The organism is Streptomyces bungoensis (assembly GCF_001514215.1).
Lineage (GTDB): Bacteria > Actinomycetota > Actinomycetes > Streptomycetales > Streptomycetaceae > Streptomyces > Streptomyces bungoensis.
Map to the genome: position 1 here is coordinate 552,522 of NZ_KQ948853.1, position 25,194 is coordinate 577,715.

At 73.3% G+C, this 25,194-nt stretch carries 19 protein-coding genes; 8 read left to right on the forward strand and 11 right to left on the reverse strand.

Features of this window, described 5'->3' with window-relative positions; all coding sequences use genetic code 11:
- Positions 1–3: 3 nt before the first annotated feature.
- Positions 4–1,296, reverse strand: coding sequence for an LCP family protein (locus AQJ66_RS10095; protein WP_208611324.1), 1,293 nt, complete (start codon positions 1,294–1,296; stop codon positions 4–6).
- A 119-nt stretch (positions 1,297–1,415) separates the two neighbouring features.
- Here AQJ66_RS10095 and AQJ66_RS10100 point away from each other — a divergent pair, with 119 nt between their 5' ends.
- The gene (locus tag AQJ66_RS10100) at positions 1,416–1,964 is read left to right on the forward strand and encodes an acyl-CoA thioesterase (protein WP_061919281.1); all 549 of its coding nucleotides are present in this window, start codon (positions 1,416–1,418) and stop codon (positions 1,962–1,964) included.
- A gap of 30 nt (positions 1,965–1,994) precedes the next feature.
- Here the strand turns inward: AQJ66_RS10100 and AQJ66_RS10105 are convergent, their stop codons facing one another.
- Positions 1,995–3,503 carry an LCP family protein gene (locus AQJ66_RS10105; protein ID WP_435833439.1) on the reverse strand — a complete coding sequence of 503 codons (1,509 nt, stop codon included), beginning with the start codon at positions 3,501–3,503 and terminating at the stop codon, positions 1,995–1,997.
- A 129-nt stretch (positions 3,504–3,632) separates the two neighbouring features.
- Between AQJ66_RS10105 and AQJ66_RS10110 the strand changes: the two genes are divergently transcribed.
- On the forward strand, positions 3,633–4,676 hold the full coding sequence (locus AQJ66_RS10110; protein WP_061919285.1) for a glycosyltransferase family 2 protein: 1,044 nt from the start codon (positions 3,633–3,635) through the stop codon (positions 4,674–4,676).
- Between the two features lie 75 nt (positions 4,677–4,751).
- Here the strand turns inward: AQJ66_RS10110 and AQJ66_RS10115 are convergent, their stop codons facing one another.
- From AQJ66_RS10115 to AQJ66_RS10130, 4 genes are all read right to left on the reverse strand, one after another.
- Complete coding sequence (locus tag AQJ66_RS10115) at positions 4,752–6,389, reverse strand: LCP family protein (protein ID WP_425264271.1); 1,638 nt, start codon at positions 6,387–6,389, stop codon at positions 4,752–4,754.
- Positions 6,390–6,470: 81 nt separating this feature from the next.
- Positions 6,471–8,231, reverse strand: coding sequence for an LCP family protein (locus AQJ66_RS10120; protein WP_061919287.1), 1,761 nt, complete (start codon positions 8,229–8,231; stop codon positions 6,471–6,473).
- A 230-nt stretch (positions 8,232–8,461) separates the two neighbouring features.
- Positions 8,462–9,631, reverse strand: coding sequence for an LCP family protein (locus AQJ66_RS10125; protein WP_061919290.1), 1,170 nt, complete (start codon positions 9,629–9,631; stop codon positions 8,462–8,464).
- Positions 9,632–9,767: 136 nt separating this feature from the next.
- Positions 9,768–10,523 (reverse strand): TIGR03089 family protein, encoded by a 756-nt coding sequence (locus AQJ66_RS10130; protein ID WP_061919292.1) that lies wholly within the window; start codon positions 10,521–10,523, stop codon positions 9,768–9,770.
- 345 nt (positions 10,524–10,868) lie between these two features.
- On the opposite strand from AQJ66_RS10130, the gene manB reads away from it, so the two are divergent.
- Positions 10,869–11,951: a mannose-1-phosphate guanylyltransferase gene (gene manB, locus AQJ66_RS10135; protein ID WP_061919294.1), complete on the forward strand. Its 1,083-nt coding sequence runs from the start codon at positions 10,869–10,871 to the stop codon at positions 11,949–11,951.
- Positions 11,952–12,106: 155 nt separating this feature from the next.
- Here the strand turns inward: manB and AQJ66_RS10140 are convergent, their stop codons facing one another.
- The 4 genes from AQJ66_RS10140 to AQJ66_RS10155 all read right to left on the reverse strand — a co-directional run bounded on the left by AQJ66_RS10140 (position 12,107) and on the right by AQJ66_RS10155 (position 16,164).
- The gene (locus tag AQJ66_RS10140; RefSeq protein WP_208611326.1) at positions 12,107–13,117 is read right to left on the reverse strand and encodes a DNA-3-methyladenine glycosylase family protein; all 1,011 of its coding nucleotides are present in this window, start codon (positions 13,115–13,117) and stop codon (positions 12,107–12,109) included.
- 119 nt (positions 13,118–13,236) lie between these two features.
- Positions 13,237–14,568, reverse strand: a complete 1,332-nt coding sequence (locus AQJ66_RS10145) for a coenzyme F420-0:L-glutamate ligase (RefSeq protein ID WP_061919295.1) — start codon at positions 14,566–14,568, stop codon at positions 13,237–13,239.
- Positions 14,565–15,524 (reverse strand): 2-phospho-L-lactate transferase, encoded by a 960-nt coding sequence (gene cofD, locus AQJ66_RS10150; RefSeq protein ID WP_061919297.1) that lies wholly within the window; start codon positions 15,522–15,524, stop codon positions 14,565–14,567. Before cofD ends, AQJ66_RS10145 begins: the two co-directional genes overlap by 4 nt.
- Positions 15,525–15,621: 97 nt before the next feature.
- Positions 15,622–16,164, reverse strand: a complete 543-nt coding sequence (locus AQJ66_RS10155) for a cysteine dioxygenase (protein ID WP_061919299.1) — start codon at positions 16,162–16,164, stop codon at positions 15,622–15,624.
- Between the two features lie 647 nt (positions 16,165–16,811).
- On the opposite strand from AQJ66_RS10155, the gene AQJ66_RS10160 reads away from it, so the two are divergent.
- The 3 genes from AQJ66_RS10160 to AQJ66_RS10170 all read left to right on the forward strand — a co-directional run bounded on the left by AQJ66_RS10160 (position 16,812) and on the right by AQJ66_RS10170 (position 22,421).
- Positions 16,812–17,075 (forward strand): WhiB family transcriptional regulator, encoded by a 264-nt coding sequence (locus tag AQJ66_RS10160; RefSeq protein ID WP_010986447.1) that lies wholly within the window; start codon positions 16,812–16,814, stop codon positions 17,073–17,075.
- A 193-nt stretch (positions 17,076–17,268) separates the two neighbouring features.
- Entirely contained in the window at positions 17,269–20,913 is a 3,645-nt protein-coding gene (locus AQJ66_RS10165) for a glycosyltransferase family 2 protein (RefSeq protein ID WP_107118905.1), read from the forward strand.
- Positions 20,910–22,421 carry a DUF5719 family protein gene (locus tag AQJ66_RS10170; RefSeq protein WP_061919303.1) on the forward strand — a complete coding sequence of 504 codons (1,512 nt, stop codon included), beginning with the start codon at positions 20,910–20,912 and terminating at the stop codon, positions 22,419–22,421. Before AQJ66_RS10165 ends, AQJ66_RS10170 begins: the two co-directional genes overlap by 4 nt.
- A 57-nt stretch (positions 22,422–22,478) precedes the next feature.
- Here the strand turns inward: AQJ66_RS10170 and AQJ66_RS10175 are convergent, their stop codons facing one another.
- Complete coding sequence (locus AQJ66_RS10175) at positions 22,479–22,862, reverse strand: metallopeptidase family protein (protein WP_061919305.1); 384 nt, start codon at positions 22,860–22,862, stop codon at positions 22,479–22,481.
- Between the two features lie 353 nt (positions 22,863–23,215).
- Between AQJ66_RS10175 and AQJ66_RS10180 the strand changes: the two genes are divergently transcribed.
- Together AQJ66_RS10180 and AQJ66_RS10185 are read left to right on the forward strand one after the other, a co-directional pair.
- Positions 23,216–23,641 (forward strand): DUF3499 domain-containing protein, encoded by a 426-nt coding sequence (locus AQJ66_RS10180; protein WP_063804030.1) that lies wholly within the window; start codon positions 23,216–23,218, stop codon positions 23,639–23,641.
- A 104-nt stretch (positions 23,642–23,745) separates the two neighbouring features.
- On the forward strand, positions 23,746–25,110 hold the full coding sequence (locus AQJ66_RS10185; RefSeq protein WP_061919309.1) for a phosphomannomutase/phosphoglucomutase: 1,365 nt from the start codon (positions 23,746–23,748) through the stop codon (positions 25,108–25,110).
- The last annotated feature ends 84 nt before the right edge of the window (positions 25,111–25,194 follow it).

The window sequence follows — 25,194 nt, forward strand, 5'->3', positions numbered from 1 at the left end:
ACCCTAGTTGCCGGAGACGGTGACCTTCTGGTCGTTCTTCAACTCGTCCACCAGCGTCTTCACCTTCGCCTTGTCCCAGACGAGGTTGCCGCCCGTGGAGCCGGAGACCGGCATGTTCATCGAGGTGCCGCCACCGCCGCTGACGCCCTTCATCGCCCAGAACATGGACGCCAGGTCCCACAGGCTCATGTCCTTGTCGACGGTGAGCGTGTCCAGACCGGCGCTCATGGTCGGGTAGAACTTGAAGGGGTTCAGCACGGTCGACGGGGTGGCCACCTGGTGGGCCAGGGCCGACAGGAACTTCTGCTGGTTCTTGGTGCGCTGCAGGTCGGAGGCGGCGAAGGCGTGCCGGGTGCGGACGAACGCCAGCGCCTCCTCGCCGTTCAGGGTCTGCTTGCCGGCCTTGAAGTCGGCGCCCGAGTACTTGTCCTTGAAGCCCTTGTCGATGGTGATGTCGACTCCGCCGACCGCGTCCACGATCTTGGCGAAGCCGGCGAAGCCGATCTCCACGTAGTGGTCGATGTGCAGGCCGGTGTTGTACTCGACGGTGCGCACCAGGAGGGTCGGGCCGTCCTCGGCGTAGGCCGCGTTCAGCTTGGTGTGCCGGCCCTGGTTCGGGTAGACCTTGCCGGACGTCGACCCCTTGTACGAGGGGATCACCACGTCCGAGTCACGCGGCAGCGAGACCAGCGTGTCGCCGTTGTCGCCGACGTGCAGGATCATCATCGAGTCGGTGCGCTGGCCCTGGGCGGAGCCGGTGTGCAGCTTCTTCTTGTCCTCGGCCGTCATGCCCTTGCGGCTGTCGGAGCCGACGATCAGGTAGTTCGTGCCCGCGCCGGCCTCGGGCCGGTCGATGACCTTGGACAGGTCGACGTCCCGGTGCAGCTTGGAGTCGGCCCAGAAGTAGGTGGCCACCGATGTGACGATCAGCACGGTCGCCAGCGTGATCGCGGTCCACTTGATCCGGCGCCGCCAGTTCGGGGCGGGGCGCGGACCCCCGCCGCGGGGCCCCTCCGGGCCGCCGCCGTAGACCTGGCCCGTGTTGTAGCCGCTGTCGTAGCCGTCGTCGTAACCGTCGTGGCCCTGGCCGTCGACGTACGTGGGCTGCTGCGGGACTCCGCCGCCGTACGCCGGCGCCGCCGGGCCGGGGCGGCCGTGGGAACGCTGCCCGGGCGGTACCGGCCCGCGCTGCACCTGGCGCATCACGCGCGGACCTTCCGGCTGTGCGCCGGCGCTGCCGCGTCCGTAGCGCGGGCCGCGGTTGTCGTCGGACCATCCCTGGGGCCAGTCATTCATGGGGCCCAGTGTGCAGGGCGCCGCTACGGGTCTTACAAGGGATGTCGGAAAATCAGAGCGCCGCTGTTGCGAAGCCGACACAAATTCCGCGATTGTCGCTTCGGCATAGGGTGGGGGCCATGACAGACCTGGCCCCCGACGCGGAACCGGACATCCCCGGCAAGCCGACGTCCGCCTCCCGCACCACGCTCAGCCACATCATGACCCACAACGACACCAACCTCCTGGGCACGGTGCACGGCGGAGTGATCATGAAGCTGGTCGACGACGCCGCGGGCGCGGTGGCCGGCCGGCACTCGGGCGGCCCCGCCGTCACCGCGTCCATGGACGAGATGGCCTTCCTCGAGCCGGTCCGCGTCGGTGATCTGGTCCATGTGAAGGCCCAGGTCAACTGGACCGGCCGGACCTCCATGGAGATCGGCGTCCGGGTCCTCGCCGAGCGCTGGAACGAGTCGGCGCCGCCCACCCAGGTCGGCTCGGCCTACCTGGTCTTCGCGGCCGTGGACGCCGACGGCAAGCCGCGCCGGGTACCGCCGGTCGTCCCCGAGACCGACCGCGACCGCCGCCGCTACCAGGAGGCCCAGATCCGCCGCACCCACCGCCTGGCCCGCCGCCGCGCCATCCGCGAGCTGCGTGAACGGCGGACGGCGGAGGGCTTCACGGACTGAGGCCGGTGTGATCCGAACGACAGGGCCTGGCTAGACGGTCCCGGGGCACACCACGTCGGTGCCGCGCACCGCGCCCTGGTCCGGCCTGGCCGGGTCCTCGGCCTTGACCCGGCGCACCTTGCGCGCGTCCTGGAAGTCCGCCCCGGTGGTCACCCTCAGCGTCTGGCCCTGGCCCGGTACCGCGCGCAGTTCGCTGCCGGGCAGGGCCGCCGCCAGGCTGCGGGCGGAACGGTCCCAGCGGGGGTCGTAGGAGATCAGCGTGCGCCGGACGTCGTGGACGGCCGCGGTGGTCGGCCTGTGGGTGACGGCGAAGCCGGCCGTGCCGAGCGCCGCGTCGAGGCGCTTGGCGACACCTTGCGTCGCGGTCCCGTTCTCCACCTGGACCCGGATCCGCCGCGGGTCGACCTCGACCGGCACCGCCACCGGGCCCCGCGGCCGCGGTCGGTCCACGGTGAGCGGCCTGTCGTCGCGCAGGGAGGCGAACAGCCCGGCGGCCGCCGCCTGGTCCCACTTCAGCGTCGAGCCGACGCCCTTGACCGGGAAGTCCATCTGCCCGATGGGCACGGTGGCGAACTCGGAGGACGACAGGGAGAAGTTCCGCATCGCCCGGCCGAGGTCCAGCAGCTCGTCGGTGCCGAAGCCCTTGTCCGCGCGGACCGAGCCGAGCACCGCCCGGGTCACGTCCCGGAACCTGATCGGGTTCAGCAGCACCCCGGAGGAGGTGGCCCGCTCGATCAGCGCCGCCAGGAACCGCTGCTGCCGCTTCATCCGGCCCAGGTCGCTCGCCGCGTCCACGTGCCGGGCGCGCACGTACTGCAGGGCCTGGCCGCCCTTGAGGAGGTGGGTGCCGGGGGAGAGGTCGAGGCCGGTGTAGCTGTCCTTCAGCGGGGCCGGGGTGCAGATCCGCACCCCGCCGAGCACGTCCACCGTGCGCATGAAGCTGGTGAAGTCGACCTCCAGATAGTGGTCGATCTTCAGATGGGTCAGGCCCTCGACGGTGGCGATGGTCAGCTGGGGACCGCCCTCGGCGTAGGCCGCGTTCAGTTTGACGGCGTGCGCGGGGTGCCGCCGCCCGGTGGCCGGGTCGACGCGCTCGGGCACCTCGGCGTAGGAGTCGCGGGGCAGGCTGATCACGCTGGCCCGCTCCCGGTCCGCCGAGATGTGCACGATCATCATCGTGTCGGTGCAGTGGCAGGGCTGACCGCCGAGCCGGAACGCGCGCCGCTCCTCCTCGCTGATCTTGTCGCGGCCGTCGGTGCCGACCAGCAGGACGTTCGTGCCGTGGCCCGCGCGGGGCCGGTTCTTCATGTCCTTGAAGGCGTCGACCCGGGCGATGCCGGCATCCAGGCTGGAGACGACGGCGTGGCCGATGCCGGCCGAGGCGAGGACCACGACGGACAGCGTGGTCACCGCCCGCATGGCCCAGCGCGGCCGCCGGCGCGGCGGGCGCGGTGCGGCCCGCTCGGGCGGCCGTGGCACACGGCGGGGCGGCTGCGGTCGGCGCTGCGGCCGGGCAGGGGACCGTGGCGGGCTGGGCAAAGGGGACACCTCCGGACGACGGCCGTACGTGGGATCCGTGAGCACGGTAGGCCGATACGACCTTCATCCCGCGCCTCCGCCCAGGCGGCGCGCACCGGTGTCCCCCGTTCGCGGTAACGTGATCCCCCTATGAACGCCAAGCCCGACGTGCGGCTCCCCGCCGTTTCTGTGATCATGCCGGTCCTCAACGAGGAGCGGCATCTGCGCGGGGCCGTCCAAGCGATCCTCGCGCAGGAGTACGCCGGCGAGATGGAGGTCGTGATCGCCCTCGGTCCGTCCACGGACCGCACGGACGAGATCGCCGCCGAGCTGGTCTCCGAGACCGCGTCCCGTGCGAACAAGCGCGTGCACACCGTGCCGAACCCGACCGGCCGCACCCCCGCCGCGCTGAACGCGGCGATCAAGGCCTCCCGGCATCCGGTCGTGGTCCGGGTCGACGGTCACGGCATGCTCTCGCCGAACTACATCGCGACCGCCGTCCGGCTCCTGGAGGAGACCGGCGCGCAGAACGTCGGCGGCATCATGCACGCCGAGGGCGAGAACGACTGGGAGCACGCGGTCGCCGCCGCCATGACCTCGAAGATCGGCGTCGGCAACGCGGCCTTCCACACCGGCGGCCAGGCCGGCCCGGCCGAGACGGTGTACCTGGGCGTCTTCCGCCGTGAGGCGCTGGAGCGGCAGGGCGGGTACAACGAGGAGTTCATCCGCGCCCAGGACTGGGAGCTGAACTTCCGCATACGCGAGGCGGGCGGCCTGATCTGGTTCTCGCCGGAGCTGCGGGTGTCGTACCGGCCGCGGCCGAGCGTGCGCGCCCTCGCCAAGCAGTACAAGGACTACGGCCGCTGGCGCCACGTCGTCGCCCGCTACCACGAGGGCTCCATCAACCTGCGCTACCTCGCCCCGCCGACGGCGGTGTGCGCGATCGCGGCCGGGATCGTGGCAGGCGCGGCGCTGACCCCGTGGGCTCTCGTGATCCCCGGGGGCTACCTCGCGGCGATCGTCCTCGGGTCCGTCCCGGCCGGCAAGGGCCTGCCGCTCAAGGCCCGGCTGCAGATCCCGGTGGCCCTGGCCACCATGCACATGTCGTGGGGCTGGGGCTTCCTGACCAGCCCGAAGTCCCTGGCGAGGAAGGTCATCGCCTCACGCCGGCCAGCCGTCCTCGAGCCGCACTGAGCCCAGAGGGAGCACCGGCACAGGGCCCTCCCTCCCCGTCCGCGAGGACGGGGAGGGAGGGCCCTGTGCGTCGGTTCACCACTGGTAGGGCTTGTACACCGGCATGCACGGCGACGTGTCCGCGCCGTTGATGGCGTCGGCGTCGCTCGGCAGGTCCCCGGCCTTCGGGGCGGACGCCTTCGGGTAGGCCGTGCCCGTGCGCCAGTCCGCGCCGACGACCAGGGTGACCCCCGAGACGTCGGTCGACTGCTTGACCTGGTCCATCGGGATGCCCAGCGCCTTCGCGACGGCCTGCGCGTCGCCCTCCAGGTCGGCGCTCGGGTAGCGCACGACCGTCCGGTCCTCGGACAGGGCCGCCGAGGTGTCGGCCGCGGCCCGGCCGTACCCCTTGCCCGCCAGCGCCTGGACGATCGCCCCGGCCCGGTGGGGGACGGGGGCGTCGGTGGCGGACCGCGTGGCGTTCTGCACCAGCACCCCGAGCCGGGCCGCGTCGACCGAGGGCGCCTTGGCCGGCGCGGCCGAGCCCGCCTTCTTCGCGCCGGAGCCGGACGACTTGCCGTTCTTGTCGAGCGCCACGTCGTCGCGGAGCATCTGCCAGATCCGGTCGGCGCCCTTGGCCGGCACCACGTGCTCGCTGTTGCTCGGGTCGTCGACGTTGGGCATCGTCACCGACGTGATGCGGTTCGACGGAACCGACTTCATCTCCATGCCCAGGTCGTACAGCTTCTTGACCGTGCCGATCTCCTCGGAGACCTTCAGCGACTTGGTGGCCGCCTCGGCCAGGTCCATCAGCCGGCCGGTGTCGGTGAAGACGTTCTGCTGCCTGAGCGTGCGCATCATCGAGTTCAGGTACATGTGCTGGGCGCGGGCGCGCATCAGGTCGCTGCCCCAGGCGTGCCGGGTACGCAGCCACTGCAGCGCCTGCACGTCCTTGACCTTGTGCCGCCCGGCAGTCAGCTTCAGCCCGGAGCCGCCGCGCTGGGCGGGCGTCGAGTGGTCCCAGACGTTCTGCTTCACACAGACCTCGACGCCGCCGATGGCGTCCGCCATGTTCACCACGCCCGCGAAGTCGATCATCATCCAGTGGTCGATGTAGACGTGGGTGAGGTTCTCCCAGGTGGCCAGCGTGCAGCCGGCGCCGCCCCGGGCCAGGGTGGTGTTGATGATGTCGTTGGTCGCCGGGTAGACCTTGCCGGTCTTCGGGTCCGTGCACTTCGGGATGTCGACGCGGGTGTCGCGGGGGATGCTCACCATGGCGGCGCTTCTGCGGTCCGCGGACAGGTGGATCAGCATCTGCACGTCGGCGAGCGGCGGACTGCCGACACTGGACCTGCTGCCGCCGAGCTCGAGGTTCCGCGCGGAGTTACGGCTGTCGGAGCCGATCAGCAGGATGTTCAGGGGGGTCTGCCCGGCCGCGTTCGGGCGGGTCCGCAGCGCCTTGGAGTCGTCGCCGCTGCTGCGCGCGCCCTTCTGGATGTTGCCGTTCAGGTGCTGGTAGTACAGGTATCCGGCGCCGGCCGTGCCGAGTATGACCACCGCGAGGACGGTCGCCGACCAGCGCAGCACGCGCCGCCGGCGCCGCGGTCTGCCGGCCGTCGGGCCCCCGCGCCCGCCGCCCCGCCGTCCGCCGCCGTCCGGCGCGTCCCCCGCCCGCGGCGCGAGCGACATCGTGTCCTCGACCGCGGGTTCCCCCCGCACACCGCTCTGCGACAACTCCCTGCCTCCCCACCCTCGCGCCATGACAACGGGTCCGCCCCGCGTCGGGTTAGACGCACGACGGACCCGTTGGGTTACCTACGAGGCGCACTGAACCTTGTCCGCCGTGGACTTGCCGTCGACCTCGGGTGCCTTGGACGGGACGGTGAGGGAGACCCCCGCACCCTTGAAGTCCTTGCCCAGGGTCAGCGTCATCGCCGGCAGCCCCTGGGAGTTGGTGACGCTCTTGCCCGGCTTCAGCGCGGAGCCCGGCAGCCCCATCAGGGAGGCCAGTTCGCGCGCCTGGGCGGCCTGGCCGGGCGCGTACTCGAGAGTGGTCTTGCTCAGCTGCGCCGGGGCGTTGCCCGCGTTCTCCGACTTCAGCACGCCCTTGTCGTTCTGCAGCCACTGCAGCGTCTCCTGCGCGCTGCCCGCCACCGCACCGCCGTTGAGGATCCGCAACCGCACGTCGCCGGGCGCGGACTTGCTGCCCTTGAGCCGCGCGGCCGCCGCGTCCTTCGCCGCCTTCCGCTTCTTCTTCACCTCGGTGAAGGAGACGTCGTTCTTGATGGCGTCGAAGACCTGGGGAGCGGTGTTCGGGTTGACGACGACCGTCTTGTGGACGACGCCGTCGGCCGGGTTGTCGATCACCGGCACGGTGAGGAAGGTGATGTTCTTCGTCGGCACCTTCTTCAGCTCCAGCGCGATGTCCTTGAGCGTGCTCACGTGTCCGATGCCCTTGTCGACGGTGAGCGCCTTGGTGGCGGCCTCGGCGAGGTCGACGAGCTTGCTGGGGCTGGTGAGCGTGTCGCTGGAGGACATCTTGCGCATGAGCGAGGCCATGAACTGCTGCTGCACCTTGATGCGGTCCAGGTCGCCCTGGTTGCCCCAGCTGTGCCGGGTGCGGACGAAGGCCAGCGCCTGCTCGCCCTCGATCTTGTGCGGGCCCTTGCTCAGGTTGAGGTGCGAGTCCTTGTCGTTCACGGAGTGGGCGAGACACACGTCGACCCCGCCGACCGCCGTGGTCAGCGTCTTCACCGCGTTGAAGTCGACCATCATGAAGTGGTCGGGCTGGATGCCGGTGACCGCCTTGACGGTGTTCATGGTGCAGCCCGGGTCCCGGCCCTCCTGGCCGAGACTCGTGTTGAAGCGGACGTTCTCGCTGCCCGGGATGACCTTCTCGGTGCCGTCGGGCTGCTTCGTCTGGCAGTCCGGCACGTTCACGATCAGGTCGCGGGGGATGCTGAGCGCGGTGGCGTTCGTCCGGTCCTTGGAGACGTGCAGCAGGATGTTGGTGTCGGCGTGGCCGATGCTGCCCTTGTCGCCGTAGCCCTCGTTGCCCTTGCCGGTGCGCTTGTCGGTGCCGATGATCAGTATGTTGAAGGCGCCGTCCTTGCTGAAGCCGTCCTTGGCCGCGCCGCCGACGTCCGTCGTGGTGACGTTGCCCTCGAGATGCTTCAGGTACAGGTAGCCGGCCGTGCCGACGGCGACCAGCACGAACGCCGTGCCGCCGGCGGTCCACGCCAGGACCTTCTTGACCTTCGACTTCTTCTTCACCGGCCGCCGGCCGCGGCGCCCCTGCGGCGGCTCGGGCTCGGCGGTGCGGCGCCGGGCCGACCGCGGCGCCGGCACCTGCGCGCCGCTCGCCTGCCGCATCTCCCGCGTCTCGCCCGCTCCCGGGCCCCCGCGGCCGCGCGGCCGGCCGTCGCGCTCACCGGAAGCCGGTCTCCGGGGACCGGGCACCGGCGACTGCGGTCCGGAAGGGGACAGTCGCAGTTCGTATTCGCCGGTCTTCGGATTGAGTACCCACTGGTCTGCGGGGTCGATGTTGTCCGCCCGCCCACGGCCTTGCGCGTCCACGGTTGTCCGAATCCTCCGTCGGGGCCACGCGGCGCCTTCCCCCCAAGGCGCTCGGGTCTCGGTGAATCAGTGCACGACCCCAGGACGGACCTCGCGGCCGGGTGCACCCGATCGCTCACACTATCCGCCCAGTTCAGCGTCCAGCGACGCCGGTGACAAATTCCACCTTCCTACAACTGGGCAATCCCCCTCATACTCCTGAACAGAAGTTCGCCGACTTGGTGAACGTCTTACTCACAGGCGTGTTCGGCGGCGGTGTTTCCGCGAAAGGTCGGAGTGGGCGCGGGGTCGCGCGAGGACCCGCCCCCGGTTCTCCGCCCGTCGCCGTCCGGTGCCACGGCCACCGCCCGGTCCGCCCTCAGCCGTGCGAACAGCCGCTCGGCGTCCGGCTCCACGAGCTGGTCGCGGTTGGAGTCGTAGACGTACGCCTCCCTGGGCACCGTCAGGAACCGCACCTGTTTCGCCGGGATGGTGCGCAACCCCCGTACCAACTGGTACAAGCCGCGCAGACTTGCCAGTTCCGGGTCGGTGGTGAGCGAGGACGTCGCCGCGTCCAGCACCGGATACAGCTTCACCGGGTTCAGCAGCACGCCGTCGCCGCGCACCTTGTCCACCAGCGCGCCGAGGAACCGCTGCTGGCGCTCCATGCGGTCGGTGTCGCTGCCGTCGCCGAGCGACTTGCGCACCCGCACGTACCCGAGGGCCTGTTCCCCGTCGAGCGTGACCCGGCCCGCGGGCAGTCTCAGCTTGGCCGCCTTGTCGTCGATCGGCTCCCGCAGGCACACCTGGACCCCGTCGACGGCGTCGACCATGTCCTTGAACCCGCTGAAGTCGACCACCACGTGGTGGTCGACACGGATGTCCGTCAGCTTCTCGACGGTGCGGATGGTGCAGGCCGAACCGCCCAGTTCGAAGGCGTGGTTGAACATGGCGAACACCGGCTCGCTCCGGCTGCCGTCCTGCTGCCGGCAGCCGGGGATGTCCACCATCAGGTCCCGGGGCAGCGAGACCGCGGTGGCGCTGCGCCGGTCGGCGGCCAGGTGCAGCAGGATCGTCGTGTCGGACCGCTCGCTGCCCACGTCCCGTCCGTAGGCGCCGTTGCCGTCACCGGCCCGGGTGTCCGACCCGATCAGCAGGATGTTCTGGGCGCCCCGCACCAACTCGGTGGGCCGCTCCCGCTCGTACCGGGCCAGTTCGGCCGCCGCCGCCTCGTCGGGGGTGATGTTGGCGCTGAGCCTGGCGTACACCGCCCAACCGGCCGCGGCCGCCGCCACGGCGAGCACCCCCGCCCCGAGCGCCGTCCCCCCGGCCCACCGGCGCCGGCGCCGCCGCGCGAGCCCCCGCCCGGTGGCGGAGGACCCGGGACGCGGACCGAGGGGTGTGCCTGCGGTGTCGGCCACGTCCCTCCCTGGCGTACGAGCGTCTCGTCCTGCTCCTACGACCATGGCGCGCGGGGGGAGGGAAGGCGCCCCGTACTGCTCCAGGCGGGCTACGGCGGCCCGCCGCGGCCGCTCGGCGGTGGCCCGCCGCACCCGTTCAGCGGCGGGACGCGGTCACCCGTTCGCTCTCGATGCGCTGGGCGAGGCGCTCCTCGTCCAGCCGGTCCAGGTTCCGGCACAGCACCACGGACCCTCCGGCGGCGAGCGGCGCGTAGAGCCCCGCGCTGACCCCGTCCCACGAGTCGTACGGCAGCCCCGACAGCAGCCGCGAACCCGGCCCCGTCAGATCGAGCGAGGGGGCGTCGGCCAGGGCCCGCTCCACCACCTCGGCCGCGCTGAACGCGGCCCCGGCCACGACCAGCGCCGGATCGTCCGGATCCACCGGCGCGAACGGCGCGAACCGGTCTCCCTGGCCCGGGACTTCCACGGCGTAGTCCACGAACCCCGCCGGGGGCTGGGGAAAACGCCCGCCGAGCGGCCGCAGCGCCAGCGCGACCCGCTCGCCGCCGCAGGCCCGGGCCGCCTCCAGCGTGTCGGGTCCGCTGACGACGACGTCGGCGGACGCCGGATCGCCGGCCAGGTCCGCCACCGCACCCACTGACGAACACGCCAGCAGCCACACGGCCGTCTGCCAGTGCGCCGGCAGCAGCAGCACGACCCGGTCGCCGGGCCCGGCGGACAATTCACCCTGGAGGAGGTTGGCGGTCTTGGCCACCCAGTTGGCGAAGGTGGCCACGGACAGTTCGACGCGTTCGCCCGTGGCGTCGTCGTAGAAGGTCACCAGCGGGCGGCCGGGATCCGCGGCGAGCGCGGAACGCAGCAGGTCGGCAGGGGTGCGTTCGGTGGCAGTCACCCGCGCAAGAGTACGCCGCGGCGCTTTCGGCACCGGCACCTCGGGCCGATCCGTGGGGGGAGACATATCCGAGGCCGGAAGGTGGGAATCCTCTATACAAAGGGTAAGAACGTACGACTGAACGTCATCTCCGGCCAACGGGACGGATATACAGCCACATGTCCGGGCAATTCAGGGGCGCTGAGGGCCCGCGGCCCGCCGGGACGGGCCGGGCGTATGGGGGAAACCGGACGCCGATCCCGTGGCGCACCGCCCGGCCACCGAGGGCGCCGTCGCACGGTCCGCCTACACTGACCGGCCGAAACGAGTAGAGCGGCCGGTCCCGGCAGGAAGCAGAGACGACAGGTGACAGAAGCGATCCTCCTGGTCGGCGGCAAGGGCACGCGGCTGCGTCCGCTCACCGTGCACACCCCGAAGCCCATGGTGCCGGCGGCCGGGGTGCCGTTCCTCACGCACCAGCTGGCCCGGGCGCGGGCGGCGGGCGTGGAGCACATCGTCCTCGCGACGAGCTACCTCGCCGAGGTCTTCGAGCCCTACTTCGGTGACGGCGCCTCCCTGGGCCTGCACATCGAGTACGTCACCGAGGAGGAGCCCCTCGGCACCGGCGGCGCCATCCGCAACGTCGCCTCGCGGCTGCACTCCGGGCCCGACGACCCGGTACTGATCTTCAACGGCGACATCCTCACCGGGCTGGACATCCGGGCCCTGACCGACACCCACGAGTCGACCGGCGCGGACGTGTCCCTGCACCTGACCAAGGTCACCGACCCCCGCGCCTACGGCCTCGTGCCGACCGACCCGACGGGCCGGGTGCTGGCCTTCCTGGAGAAGCCGCAGACGCCGGAGGAGATCGTCACCGACCAGATCAACGCGGGGGCGTACGTCTTCCGCCGCTCGGTCATCGACACGATCCCGGCGGGCCGCCCGGTCTCGGTGGAGCGCGAGACGTTCCCCGAACTGCTGGCCTCCGGCGCCCACCTGCAGGGCATGGTCGACTCGACCTACTGGCTGGACCTCGGCACGCCCGCCGCGTTCGTCCGCGGCTCGGCGGACCTCGTCCTCGGCCGTGCCCCCTCCCCGGCCGTGCCCGGCCGCTGCGGTGACCGCCTCGTCCTGCCCACCGCCACGGTGGCGCCGGACGCGAAGCTGACGGGCGGCACGGTGGTCGGCGAGGGCGCCTTCGTCGCCGAGGGCGCGCGCGTCTCCGGCTCGACGATCCTCGCCGGCGCCGTCATCGAACCCGGCGCGGTCGTCACCGACTCCCTCGTCGGCGCCCGCGCCCGCGTCGGCGAACGCTCCGTCCTCACCGGCACCGTCATCGGCGACGGCGCGGTGATCGGCCCGGACAACGAACTCCGCGAGGGCGCCCGCATCTGGTGCGACGCCCACATCCCGGCGGGCGCCGTGCGCTTCTCGTCCGACCAGTAGCGGCGGGGACGGCTGTCCCGGCGTCGCTGCGGGCAGTCGTCCCTCCCCCAATGTCTCAAGCGCCTGGGGGACCCCAGGCGCACGGGAGGGCGCAGCGGCACCCCGCGAGCGCGGGTACGTGAACCCACCCCGGCCGGCACCGGCCCAGGGCGCCGTCACAGCAGCCCGATGTCCACCCGAGGCATCTTCGGCGCCCTCCGCGCCGGCGCCTGCCCGCTCAGCAGGATCAGCCGGGCCGCCCGGTGCCGCTGCCCCGCATACGGCTCGAGCAACTCCAGCATCACGGAGTCGTCCGCATGCCGGTTCCCCGCCAGCGCCCATCCCACGATGCCCGGCAGATGCAGGTCCCCCACCGTCACCGCGTCCGCCGCGCCGTGGCTGCGCTGCACCACCTCCGCCGACGTCCACGGCCCGATCCCCGGCACGACCTCCAGCCGCGCCCGGGCCTCCGCCGCCGGCATCGCCACGGCCTGCTCCAGCCGCGCGGCGACCCGCACCGCGCGCAGGATCGTCGAGGCCCGCTTGTCGTCGACCCCCGCCCGGTGCCACTCCCAGGAGGGAATCAGCGCCCAGGTCCGCGGCGCGGGCATCACCCACATCGGCCGCTCGAACGCCCCCGCGGGCCCCGGTGCCGGCTCCCCGAACCTCCGCACCAGCAACCGCCACGCCCGGTACGCCTCGTCGGTCGTGACCTTCTGCTCCAGCACCGACGGGATCAGCGACTCCAGCACCAGCCCGGTCCGGGTCAGCCTGAGCCCCGGCCTGCGGTGCCGCGCCAGCGCCACCAGCCGGTGCCGGGGCACGAACGCCTCCGGGTCGTCGGCGGCGCCGAGCAGCTCGGGCAGCTGCTCCAGCAGCCAGTCCGCCCCCGGCCCCCAGGCCTGCGCGCACACCTCACCGCCGTGGCCGTACACCCGTAGCGTCCCCGGCCCGGCGGGCGTCCGGACGGCCCGCCACACGGAGCCGTCGCGCGTCGCGCGGAACGTCGGATCGCCGGGCCCGCGCCGCAGCGGACCCAGCACCAGCCCGAGATCCAACGGCCCGCCGGGCACGTACCGCCGCGCCCGGGCGGGTCCGGCCACCTGCCGAGGCACCCCGCCGGGCAGCGCCACGTCCCCGCCGCGCACGGTCGTGGGCGTGGGCCGGGGAGCGAAACGTCCTGCCACGAATGAGGTCCTCAGGCTTCCGGTTCTGCCGGCCCCGGGCTGTGGTCGGGCCGCTGCCCCTAGAGACTAGGCCAGACCGGCCGCCCGGCACCCGCTCGTGCGGCCCCTCACCGCACCTCTCACCGGACCTCGATGAAGGCCTCCGGGTCCCGCTCGGGCCGGGGCCCCGGTTCCTGCGCCGGATGCCCGACCGCGACCGCCCCCATGGGCTCCCAGTCCGCCGGCAGCCCGAGCACCTCGCGCACCACGTCCCGGCAGAACATCGTCGACGACACCCAGGCCGACCCCAGCCGCTCCCCGGCCAGCGCGACCAGCAGGTTCTGCACGCCCGCGCCCGTCGCGACGACGAACATCTCCCGCTCGGCACCGTCCCGCCGCGGGTCCCCGTAGTGGTGCGAGCCGTCCATGACGAGGCAGGGCACCACCAGGTAGGGCGCGTTGCGCAGCACGTCGCCGCGGCGGATCCGCCGGGCGACGGACTCCTCGCTCTTGCCGTCCCGCCGCAGGTCCGCGATCCACGCGTCCCGCATCGCGTCGAGCAGCCGCTCCCGCGACTCCCGCGACTCCAGCAGGACGAACCGCCAGGGCGTCGTGTGGTGCGGGGCGGGAGCGGTCACGGCGGCGGCCACCGCGCGGCGCACCGCGCCGGGGTCGACGGGCTCGTCGGTGAACGCCCGGACGGTACGGCGCCGGGTCACGGCCTCCCGGACCGCCTCGGAGGTGCCGAGCCGGAACATGTCGTCCCGCGCGGAGCGCACCAGCGCCCGCGCCCCCTCGCCGTCCTCCCGCGCCACCACGTGCGGCAGACCCCGCACCACGGCGACCGGCCGTCCCGCCGCCTTGCCCTTGACCAGGTCGCCGGCGGCGGCCAGCTCGTCCGCCGTGGCGACGACGGTGGCGCTGAGCGGGTTGCCGTGCGCGTCCGTGCCGCCGCGCAGATCGTCCACCACGCGCACGCCGGCCGCGCCGATCGCCACGTCGGTGAGCCCCGCCCGCCAGGGCCGCCCGAAGGTGTCGGTGACGACGACACCGACGTCGACGCCGAGGGCGTCGCGCAGCCCCGCGCGGAGGGCCCGCGCGGACGCGTCCGGGTCCTCGGGCAGCAACAGCACGGTCCCGGCGGGGGTGTTGGAGGCGTCGACCCCGGCGGCGGCCATGACCAGGCCCTGCCGGTTCTCGACGATGCGCAGGGCGCCGCGCCGGGCGACCACCCGCACGGTCTCGGCGTCGATCGCCGCCTCCCGGTCGGCGGCCCGGACGATCCGGCCCTCCGCCTTGGACACGATCTTGGAGGTGACGAGCAGCACGTCCCCGTCGGCGAGACCGGGTCCGGCCGCGGCGATCAGCTTGGCCAGGTCGTCGCCCGGCTGCACCTCGGGGATGCCGGGCAGGGCCCAGACCCGGAATCCGGTCCGCTCGTCCGGCGTCCCGGCGGAGGCTGCCCCGGTCACGCTCCCCGCACCTCCTCGGCCAGCGCCAGCGCCTCCCGCGCCATCTGCGCGGCCGCGTCCACGTCGGTCATCATCAGCGGCACGGCCCGGCAGCGGATCCCGTCCGCCTCGACCCGCTCGACCGCGCCCGCGTCGACGGTGTCGACGAGCCAGCCGTCCAGCAGCCCCGAGCCGTAGTGCTCGGCGACCGCGGCGGCCGTGGACTCCACGCCCACCGCGGCGAGCACCTTGTCGGCCATCCCGCGCACGGGCGCGTCCCCGACGATGGGGGACAGGCCGACCACCGGCACCCCGGCGTCCGCGATCGCCTCGCGGATCCCGGGGACGGCCAGGATGGTGCCGATGGACACGACCGGGTTGGACGGCGGGAAGAGGATGACGTCCGCCTCGGCGATGGCCTCCAGGACCCCCGGCGCGGGCTTGGCCTGCTCGGCGCCCACCGGGACCACCGCCTGGGCGGGGACGGAGGCGCGCAGCCGCACCCAGTACTCCTGGAAGTGGATGGCCCTGCGCTCGCCGTCCGTCTCGACCGCCACGTGGGTCTCCACCCGGTCGTCGGTCATCGGGATCAGCTTCACGCCGGGCTCCCAGCGGTCGCACAGCGCCTCGGTGACCGCGCTCAGCGGATAGCCGGCGCCGAGCATCTGCGTCCGCACGACGTGCGTGGCGAAGTCCCGGTCGCCGAGCCCGAACCACGCCGGGCCGGCCCCGTAGGCCGCCAGCTCCTCCTTGAGATGGAAGGTCTCGTCGGCCCGCCCCCAGCCCTGCTCCTCGTTGATGCCGCCGCCCAGCGTGTACATCACCGTGTCGAGGTCCGGGCAGACCTTCAGCCCGAAGAGGTGGATGTCGTCGCCGGTGTTGCCGATCACCGTGACGTCCGCGTCCGGCACGGCCCTTCTCAGACCGCGCAGGAACCGGGCACCACCGATGCCGCCTGCCAGAACCACAATGCGCATGGGCCAAGTCTCGCAGGCGGGTACGACAACACGTCAGCCCGGCACCGGACGCGGACCGGCCGGTATCAGACGGTGCCGGTGTCAGAGGGTGCCGGTGTCAGACGGTCGCCCCGCGCGGCTCGGTGCGCGCCTCGCAGTGGGGGGAGATGGGGGTCCCCCCGGTCGAGCGGAGCCGAGACTGGGGGAGCATGGGCATCTCGGTCAGGCCCGGGTAGTAGACGTGCAGGCTGACGGCCGGCTCCAGCGCGTCGTTGACCACCTCGTGGACGTACCCCGGGGCGAACACCCGCTGGGCGCCCGCCGCCAGCGCGCGCGTGCCCCGCCCGGTGCGCTCGGTCAGCGTGCCGTCCAGGACGGTGAGGACACCGGAGGAGCGGCCGTGGTCGTGCGGCCCGCTGCCCTGCCCGGGCACCCAGGACAGCAGCCACACCTCGTAGCCGGGGCCGGTGCGCAGCCGGTGGTACCAGCGGGTGGTGGCGTCGTAGCGGACCAGGTGCGCCCACTGGGAGCGGTCGGCGGCGATGGCGCGGGCGAGGCCCGCGAACTCGGCCACGGTGGCCGGGTGCTCGCGCGGCGGCTGGAGCAGGTGCGGGACTTCGAGGATGTCGCCGGCGATCTGGAGGTCGTTGTCGCTGTTCATGGGATGCGGGAGTTCCTCGGCGGAAGAAGGGGTCCCTGCGGGGGAGTGCGACCCGAGGGGAGGGCGTTCTGCGAAGGAGGGAGCGGCCGGGCCGTGGAGACGGGCTCGGCGCCGGCTGGAGCGGGGGAAGGCTCAACAGCCGGGACAGCAACAACAGCTACAGCGAGACCGGGCAGCACCGTGGGACCCGGCGGTGCGGGTCGAGGTGGGCGCCAAGTTCGCGAGCATGCCCACTAGGACAGCGGCTCACACCCGCAGTGTCAACTCGACGCCCGGTATGTGGGACATGTTTCACCTCTTCCGGTTCCTCTCGCGGGTGAAAGGTTTGCTCACCGGGGTGTCGGGACACATGGGGCACAACCGAGCGGCGCCGGCCTCGCGGAACGCGATCGAACGCCGGGGCGTCTGTCTACGTACGGAGACCTGTACGGGTCCGACGCCCTTCCCGGGCCTCGTCTGCGTGTCTGGGTTTATGGCGATTTGAACACTTTCCGCATGGCCTTGGTTCCGCAGAGTGAATAACGGGCTCAATAGCAGATCTCGGCTTGACTCGCCCGGAGCAGCACACTTGTAATTTCACTCGTGTCGTTCAGCCGGGATCGGTAACGGCCACGCACGGGGACGTGAAAGACAGACGAGGGGCGCACATGACCGAGCTGGTGCAGCAACTGCTGGTCGACGACGCGGACGAGGAACTCGGCTGGCAGGAGCGCGCGCTGTGCGCCCAGACCGACCCCGAGTCCTTCTTCCCCGAGAAGGGCGGCTCCACCAGAGAGGCCAAGAAGGTCTGCCTCGCGTGCGAGGTCCGCTCCGAGTGCCTCGAGTACGCCCTCGCCAACGACGAGCGGTTCGGCATCTGGGGCGGTCTGTCCGAGCGGGAGCGCCGCCGGCTGAAGAAGGCCGCCATCTGAACGGCGCAGGTGCCCGTACCTCGCGCACACAGGGTCCGAACGGCCCGTCACCCGTGGGTTGTCCACAGGGGGCGGGCCGTCTTCGTGGTCAGCCGATAGTGTGGGCGCTCGTCCGAGACGCCCCGCTGTCCCCTCCGGACACGAGGAGGCACAGGCGTCCACCGCAGTCCATCGAACCGGGGCCCGTACCTCGATGTCCGTGCACAGCCATACGGCAGCCCAAGACGGAGCTGCCCACCCTGAGTTCCCGCGCCATGTGGTGACCGCGGTCCTCGTCTCCCACGACGGCGCCCGCTGGCTGCCCGACGCGCTCGCCGGGCTGCTCGGCCAGGAGCGCCCCGTCCAGTACGCGGTGGCGGCCGACACCGGCAGCGGGGACGACTCCGCGCGCCTGGTCACCGAGGCCCTCGGCGACGACCGGGTGCTGCACCTCGCCCGGCGCACCGGCTTCGGGCAGGCGGTCGAGGAGGCGATGCGCATCGCCCCGGTGCTCACCCCGGAGGAGCTGCCGTACCTCAGGCGCCCCAGCGGCTGGGACCCGGTCACCCGCAGCTGGCGCGACGACGCCTACGACCTGCCCGAACTGCCGTACGGCGAGCCCGTCCAGTGGCTCTGGCTGCTGCACGACGACTGCGCCCCCGAACCCGACGCCCTCGCCCAGCTGCTGCGGGTCGTCGACAACGAACTCGAACTCGGCCGGGACGACGTGGCCGTCGTCGGCCCCAAACTGCGCGGCTGGTACGACCGCAGGCAGCTGCTGGAGGTCGGCGTCTCCATCGCCAACTCCGGCCGCCGCTGGACCGGCCTGGACCGCCGCGAACAGGACCAGGGCCAGCACGACCACGTCCGCACCGTCCTGTCCGTCTCCTCCGCCGGCATGCTGGTCCGCCGCGACGTCTTCGAACAGCTCGGCGGATTCGACCGCCGGCTGCCCCTGATGCGCGACGACGTCGACCTGTGCTGGCGCGCCCACCGGGCCGGCCACCGCGTCCTCGTCGCCCCCGAAGCGGTCGTACGGCACGCCGAGGCGGCCTCCCGCGAGCGCCGCACCGTCGACTGCGTGGGCCGCACCGCGGCCTCCCCGCACAAGGTCGACAAGGCGGGCGCCGTCTACACCCTCCTCGTCAACACGCGCGCGGCCGCGCTGCCCTGGATCCTGCTGCGGCTCGTCCTCGGCACGCTGCTGAGGACCGTCGCCTACCTCGTCGGCAAGGTCCCCGGGCAGGCCGTCGACGAGATCCGCGGCCTGCTCGGCACCCTGCTGCGGCCCGAGCGGATCCTCGCCGGGCGCCGCCGCCGCGGCCCCTCGCAGGTCGACAAGGCGGAACTGCGCCCGCTCTTCCCGCCGCCCGGCGCGACCGTCCGCGCCACCGTGGAACAGGTCGCGGGCAACTTCTCCGGCGGCTCCGACAGCGACACCTCCTCGGCCGGCCGGCACGGCGGCGCCGTGGAGTCCGGACCCGGCGGCGACGACGCCGACTTCCTGGAGATCGAGCAGTTCGCCCGGCTCAAGCGCATCGCACGCAGACCCGGACCGGTGCTCTTCCTGGCCCTGCTCGCCATCTCCCTCGTCGCCTGCCGCGCCCTGCTCGGCGGCGGCGCCCTCGCGGGCGGCTCCCTGCTCCCGGCACCGGCGAGCGCCGGCGACCTCTGGTCGAGCTACGGGGCCGCCTGGCACCCCGTGGCCGCCGGCGGCACCCCGGCCGCACCGCCCTACCTCGCCGTCGTCGCCACCCTCGCCTCGCTCCTGTTCGGCTCCACCGGACTCGCGGTCACCGTCCTGCTGGTCGGCTCGGTCCCGCTGGCCGGCTTCACGGCGTACTTCGCCTCCCGTCCGCTGGTCACCTCCCGGCTGCTGCGCGCCTGGGCGGCCATCGCCTACGCCTTCCTGCCCGCCGTCACCGGCGCCCTGGCCGGCGGCCGCATCGGCACCGCCGTCCTCGCCGTCCTGCTCCCGCTCATCGCACGCGCGGGCATCGCGGCCGCCGGCCTGGCCAACCGCTCCAAGGCACCCGGCAGTTGGCGCGCCACCTGGGCCTACGCGCTGCTGCTCACCCTCGCCACCGCCTTCACCCCGATCGTCTGGCCCCTCGCGCTGATCCTCGGCCTCGGCGTCCTGGTCCTACGCCGCGGCGACCTCGTCCCCCAGGCCCTGCGCTTCCTCGCGCAGCTCGGCACCCCGCTGCTGGTCCTCGCCCCCTGGTCGCTGACCCTGCTGCCGACCGGCTTCTTCACCGAGGCCGGCCTGGAGTACGGCGCCTCCTCCGCCTCCGCGACCGACCTGCTCGGCGCGAGCCCCGGCGGCCCCGGCACCGTGCACGGCCTGATGCTCGTCGGCATCGTCCTGGCCGCCCTGGCCGCCCTCCTGCGCTCCGAACGCCGGCTGGGCATCCTGGCCGCCTGGGCGGTCGCCCTGGTCGGCCTGGTCTTCGCCGCCGTGTCCAACCACTCCGCATGGGCCGGGCCGGCCACCCTCGTCTACGGCATCGCCCTGCTGACCGCCGCCGCGCTCGGCGCCGACGGCGCACGCGCGCGCGTGGCCGAGCAGAGCTTCGGCTGGCGCCAGCCCGTCGCCGCCCTGATCGCCCTCGCCTCGGCCGCCGGCCCGCTCCTCGTCGCCGCCGGCTGGATGATCGGCGGCGCCGACGGCCCGGTGGAGCGCCGGGACCCGGTGCAGGTGCCCGCCTTCGTCGCCGAGGACGCCGGCACCGCCGACCGGGCCCGCACCCTGATCCTCGACAGCGACTCCACCGCGCGCGTGCGCTACAGCCTCGTCCGCGGCTCCGGCGCCCGCATGGGAGACGCCGAACTCGCCGCCGCCGACGGCGAGAACGCGCGGCTCGACAAGGTCGTCGCCAACCTCGTCGCGGGCTCCGGCGCCGACCAGGCCGGCCAGCTCGGCGGCTTCGCCGTGCGCTACGTACTCGTCCACAAGGGCGCGCCCCGCGAGATCACCCGCGTCCTGGACGCCACCCCCGGCCTGAGCAGACTCAGCCAGCAGGACGGCAGCGCCCTGTGGCGGGTCGACCAGCAGGTCTCCCGCGCCACCCTCGTGCCCGGGGGCGGCTCGGGCACCGCCAGGCCCGTCGCCGCCGGACCGGTGGAGATCCACACCACCATCCCGTCCGGCTCGGGCAGCCGCGTCCTGCGGCTGGCCGACACCGCCTCCGACGGCTGGACCGCCACCCTCGACGGCAGAGCGCTCACCCGCACCACGGTCGACGGCTGGGCCCAGGGCTTCCAGCTGCCCGCCGCGGGCGGCCGGCTGGACGTCACCTACGAGGCTCCTCTCGCCCACACCGCCTGGCTGTGGGCCCAGGGCGCGCTCGCGGTCGTCCTCGTCGTCCTCGCCCTGCCCGGCCGCCGCCGCGACATCGACGACGACCTGCCCGAGGAGCAGCCGGTGCCCGCCGAGGCCGGCGCCGGCGAGGGCCGCCGCGCCCGCCGCCTGCGCGCCCAGGCCGAGGAAGCCGAGGAGCCGGCCGCCCCGGAGGAGCCCGGCGCGCCCCCCGTGCCGGAGCAGCCCCCGGCCGCCGCCGTCCCGCACCAGGCGCAGTACGGCGAGTGGGACGCCACCGCCTACCAGGGCGCCGACTACACCGGCTACGCCACCGACCCGCAGCAGCACGAGTACCACCAGGACCAGTACCAGGCGGCCGGCTACGACCAGCAGGGGTACCAGACCGACCCCTACCAGAACGGCCAGTACGACCCCTACGCCTACGGCGGCACGGACGAGCAGATGCCGTACGACCCGACGGCCTACCAGCAGGGCTACGACCCGGCCCAGCAGCCCTACGGCACCGGCAGCGAGCGCCCCGACGGGAGCCAGCAGTGAACCGCACCACCCTGTCCCTGATCGCCGCCACGACCGCGCTGGCCGCCGTCACCGCGTTCGCCGCGCTCGACACCCCTTCCGCGTCCGGCGCGTCCCCCGCCAAGGCCGCCGCCGAGCTGCCGGTGGAGCGCACCAGCCTGCTGTGCCCCGCGCCGAGCAACTCGGAGATCGCCGACACCTCGTACACGTCGTTCACCCCGGTCACCAAGGGCACGGCGAGCGGGGGCAAGGCCGAACTCCGGGCCGCCTCCGAGCAGTCGGCGGACGGCACCGGCGCCGCCGAGAAGGGCAAGGGCACCGGCAAGCAGGCCGACAAGCAGCCGGTCCTCGCCCCGAAGGAACCGGGCACCCCGGCCACCGGCGACACCTCCGGCGCGGACACGCCCGCGCTGGTCGGCACCGCCGACGGGAAGTTCGCGCCCGGCTGGACCGTCCAGGAGACCACCGAGGTCGTCGCGGGCACCGGCCGCGGCCTGCAGGGCGTCAACTGCACCGCCCCCGACACCGAGTTCTGGTTCCCGGGCGCGAGCACGGCCGCCGGCCGCACCGACTACGTGCACCTCACCAACCCCGACGACTCCGCCGCGGTCGTCGACATCGAGCTGTACGGCAAGGGCGGCGCGATCAAGTCCGCGGTGGCGGACGGCTTCACGATCCCGCCGCACGCGAGCGAGCCGGTCCTGCTGTCCACCCTCACCGACGAACGGCAGACCGACCTCACCGTGCACGTCAGCGTGCGCAGCGGACGGGTCGGCGCGGCCGTGCAGGCCCTGGACGACAAGGTGGGCGGCGACTGGCTGGCCGCGGCCGCCGACCCGGCCCCCGACGTGGTCCTGCCGGGCATCCCGAAGGACGCCACCGACGTCCGTCTGATCGCCTTCACACCCGGCGACGCCGACGCGGACCTGAAGGTCCGCCTGGCCTCGCCGAGCGGCCTGATCACCCCGGCCGGGCACGAGACCCTGCACGTCAAGTCCGGCATGACGACCTCGGCCGACCTCGGCGACGTCACCCGGGGCGAGGCGGGCTCCCTGGTCCTGACGCCCACCGACCGGTCGGTGCCGGTGGTGGCGGCCCTGCAGGTGATCCGCGGCAAGAGCGGCAAGCAGGAGACGGCCTTCATCCCCGCGACGGTCCCCGTCGGCACGCGCGCGACCTCGGCGGACAACAGCGGCAAGTCCACGACTCTCGCCCTCGCGGCCCCCACCGCCACCGCCACGGTCAAGGTCACCGCCTCGGCGGGCAGCGACGCGGGCAGCACGGTCTCGAAGACCTACACCGTCAAGGCCGGCACCACCCAGAACGTCGACGCACCCGTCCCCACGGGCCTGAAGGGCACCTACGCCCTCACCGTGGAAACCCTCTCCGGCGGCCCCCTCTACGCCTCCCGCACCCTCGTCGCCACCGAACAGGGCGTCCCGGGCTTCACCGTCCAGACCCTCCCCAACGACCGCTCCCTGATCTCGGTCCCCCGCGCGGACCAGGACCTGTCGGTCCTCCAGCGGTGACCGGACGCCGAGGCCGCCGCCCGCTCGGGGCGGCGGCCTCGGCACCGACCGGCGCCCTCAGTCCTCCCCGTACCGGGGATCCACCGTCTCGGGAGTCAGCCCCAGCAACTCCGCCACCTGCTCCACGACCACCTCGTGCACCAGCGCGGCCCGCTCGTCCCGCCCCTTGGTCCGGATCTCCACCGGCCGCCGGTACACCACGACCCGCGCCCGCCGCCCGTCCCGCGCGGGAATGATCCCGCCCAACGGCACCGCCTCGTCGCTCCAGGCCGCCACCCCGCGCCCGTCCAGCCGAGGTACTTCGAGCACCAGGAAATCGACCTCGGCCAGCTGCGGCCACCGCCGCTCGAGACGCTCCACGGAGTCCTGCACCAGGTCCGCGAACACCTCGGCACGGCTCGCCGCCAGCGGCACCTGCGGCGGCGCGATCGGCCCCCGCATGCCCCTCCCGTGACGATCACGGCGACGGGGCCCGGGGCCGGCGGTACGGGGCGGTACACGGTTGTCCATCACCGGTGAAGCCTAGTCCCCGCACGTCCCGCCCGCCCGGCCCCACGCGGCGGCCACCCCCCTGACACCCCCGTGTCGCCAGGTGACCGTTCCAGCCAAGGTGTGGCTCGTTTCCGTAACCCTCCGAGACCGCCGAACTCAAGCCAATTGACGTTATTTGTACCGACTCATGACCGGACGCGCCCCCGCGCGGGCCGCCGCCGGAACCCGTACTCGCAGGTCAGCAGGGGCTGTTCGGAAGGCCCTGTGGGGCGTTTCACAGCACGACACGGGGGAGTGACCTGGTGGAGAGTCGTCGCGGCCCGCTCAAGAGTGCGGTACCGTCCAACGTCGTGAGCCCTGTACGTCGCTGTTCGCGCACCGCCTGCGGCCGACCCGCCGTCGCGACGCTGACGTACGTCTACGCCGACTCGACCGCGGTCCTCGGCCCGCTCGCCACCTACGCCGAACCCCACTGCTACGACCTGTGCGCCGAGCACTCCGAGCGCCTCACCGCCCCCCGCGGCTGGGAGGTCGTCCGCCTCCTCGACGGCTCCGCCCCCGCGCGGCCCAGCGGAGACGACCTGGAAGCGCTGGCCAACGCCGTGCGCGAAGCGGCCCGCCCCCAGCAGCGCGCGGCCGAGGCCGGCGGCGGGGGAGCCCGCGCCGCGGACCCCATGGAGGTCGCCCGCCGCGGCCACCTGCGCGTCCTGCGCTCCCCGGACAACTGAGCCGCCCGGCGACCGAGCGCCGTCCCACCTGGTGTCCGCACACCCGCCCCTTACCCCTGACGGGTACTTTGTGGGCACCCATAGGACTTTCAGGAGGGTTGGCCGTGGCTGCTGATCTGTCGCAGATCGTGAAGGCGTACGACGTACGCGGAGTGGTACCGGACCAGTGGGACGAGACCCTGGCCGGCCTCTTCGGTGCCGCCTTCGCCGAGGTGACGGGTGCGGCGGCCATCGTCGTCGGCCACGACATGCGCCCCTCGTCCCCCGGCCTGTCCCGCGCCTTCGCGCGCGGTGCGGCCGAGCGCGGCGTGGACGTCACCGAGATCGGCCTGTGCTCCACGGACCAGCTGTACTACGCCTCGGGCGCCCTGAACCTGCCCGGCGCGATGTTCACGGCCTCCCACAACCCGGCGCAGTACAACGGCATCAAGATGTGCCGCGCGGGCGCCGCCCCCGTCGGCCAGGACACCGGCCTGGCCGAGATCCGGGAACTGGTCGAGCGACGGCTGGCCGAGGGCGCCCCGGAACCGGCCGCCGCCACGGGAACCCTCACCACCCGCGACACGCTGGAGGACTACGCGGCGCACCTGCGCTCGCTCGTCGACCTGACCTCCATCCGCCCCCTGAAGGTCGTGGTCGACGCCGGAAACGGCATGGGCGGCCACACCGTCCCCACGGTCTTCGCCGGCCTGCCCCTCACCCTCGTCCCGATGTACTTCGAACTGGACGGCACCTTCCCCAACCACGAGGCCAACCCGCTCGACCCGGCCAACATCGTGGACCTGCAGAAGCGGGTCCCGGCGGAGGGCGCCGACCTGGGCATCGCCTTCGACGGCGACGCCGACCGCTGCTTCGTCGTGGACGAGAACGGCGACCCGGTCTCCCCGTCCGCGATCACCGCCCTGGTCGCCGCGCGCGAGCTGGCCCGCAACGGCGGCGAGGGCACGGTCATCCACAACCTGATCACCTCCCGCACCGTCCCGGAGGTGGTGCGGGAGAACGGCGGCACCCCGGTCCGCACCCGCGTCGGCCACTCCTTCATCAAGGCCGAGATGGCCCGCTCCGGCGCGATCTTCGGCGGCGAGCACTCCGCCCACTACTACTTCAAGGACTTCTGGAACGCCGACACGGGCATGCTGGCCGCCCTGCACGTCCTCGCCGCCCTCGGCGGCCAGGACGCCCCCCTGTCCTCCCTCGTGGCCCAGTACGACCGTTACGCGGGCTCCGGCGAGATCAACTCCACCGTCGCCGACCAGACCGCCCGCCTCGCCGCCGTGCGCGCCGCGTACGAGGGCCGCCCGGGCATCACCCTGGACGAACTCGACGGCCTCACGGTGGCCGCCGCCGACTGGTGGTTCAACGTCCGCCCGTCCAACACGGAACCGCTCCTGCGCCTGAACGCGGAGGCCAAGGACGCGGCCACCATGGCCAGGATCCGCGACGAGGCCCTGGCCATCATCCGGGCCTGAGCCGGGCTTCCGCCCTCCGGCCGGCCGGGCCCTCGCGCCCGGCCGGCTGAGCGCGTTCTCCCGCCCGCCCGGCGGTACGCTGAC

Coding starts and splice junctions, on each gene's coding strand:
- AQJ66_RS10175 (WP_061919305.1), bottom strand. CDS start 22,862: ATGCGGGGGCCGATCGCGCCGCCGCAGGTGCCGCTGGCGGCGAGCCGT.
- AQJ66_RS10100 (WP_061919281.1), top strand. CDS start 1,416: ATGACAGACCTGGCCCCCGACGCGGAACCGGACATCCCCGGCAAGCCG.
- AQJ66_RS10095 (WP_208611324.1), bottom strand. CDS start 1,296: ATGAATGACTGGCCCCAGGGATGGTCCGACGACAACCGCGGCCCGCGC.
- AQJ66_RS10160 (WP_010986447.1), top strand. CDS start 16,812: ATGACCGAGCTGGTGCAGCAACTGCTGGTCGACGACGCGGACGAGGAA.
- AQJ66_RS10155 (WP_061919299.1), bottom strand. CDS start 16,164: ATGAACAGCGACAACGACCTCCAGATCGCCGGCGACATCCTCGAAGTC.
- AQJ66_RS10165 (WP_107118905.1), top strand. CDS start 17,269: ATGTCCGTGCACAGCCATACGGCAGCCCAAGACGGAGCTGCCCACCCT.
- AQJ66_RS10110 (WP_061919285.1), top strand. CDS start 3,633: ATGAACGCCAAGCCCGACGTGCGGCTCCCCGCCGTTTCTGTGATCATG.
- cofD (WP_061919297.1), bottom strand. CDS start 15,524: ATGCGCATTGTGGTTCTGGCAGGCGGCATCGGTGGTGCCCGGTTCCTG.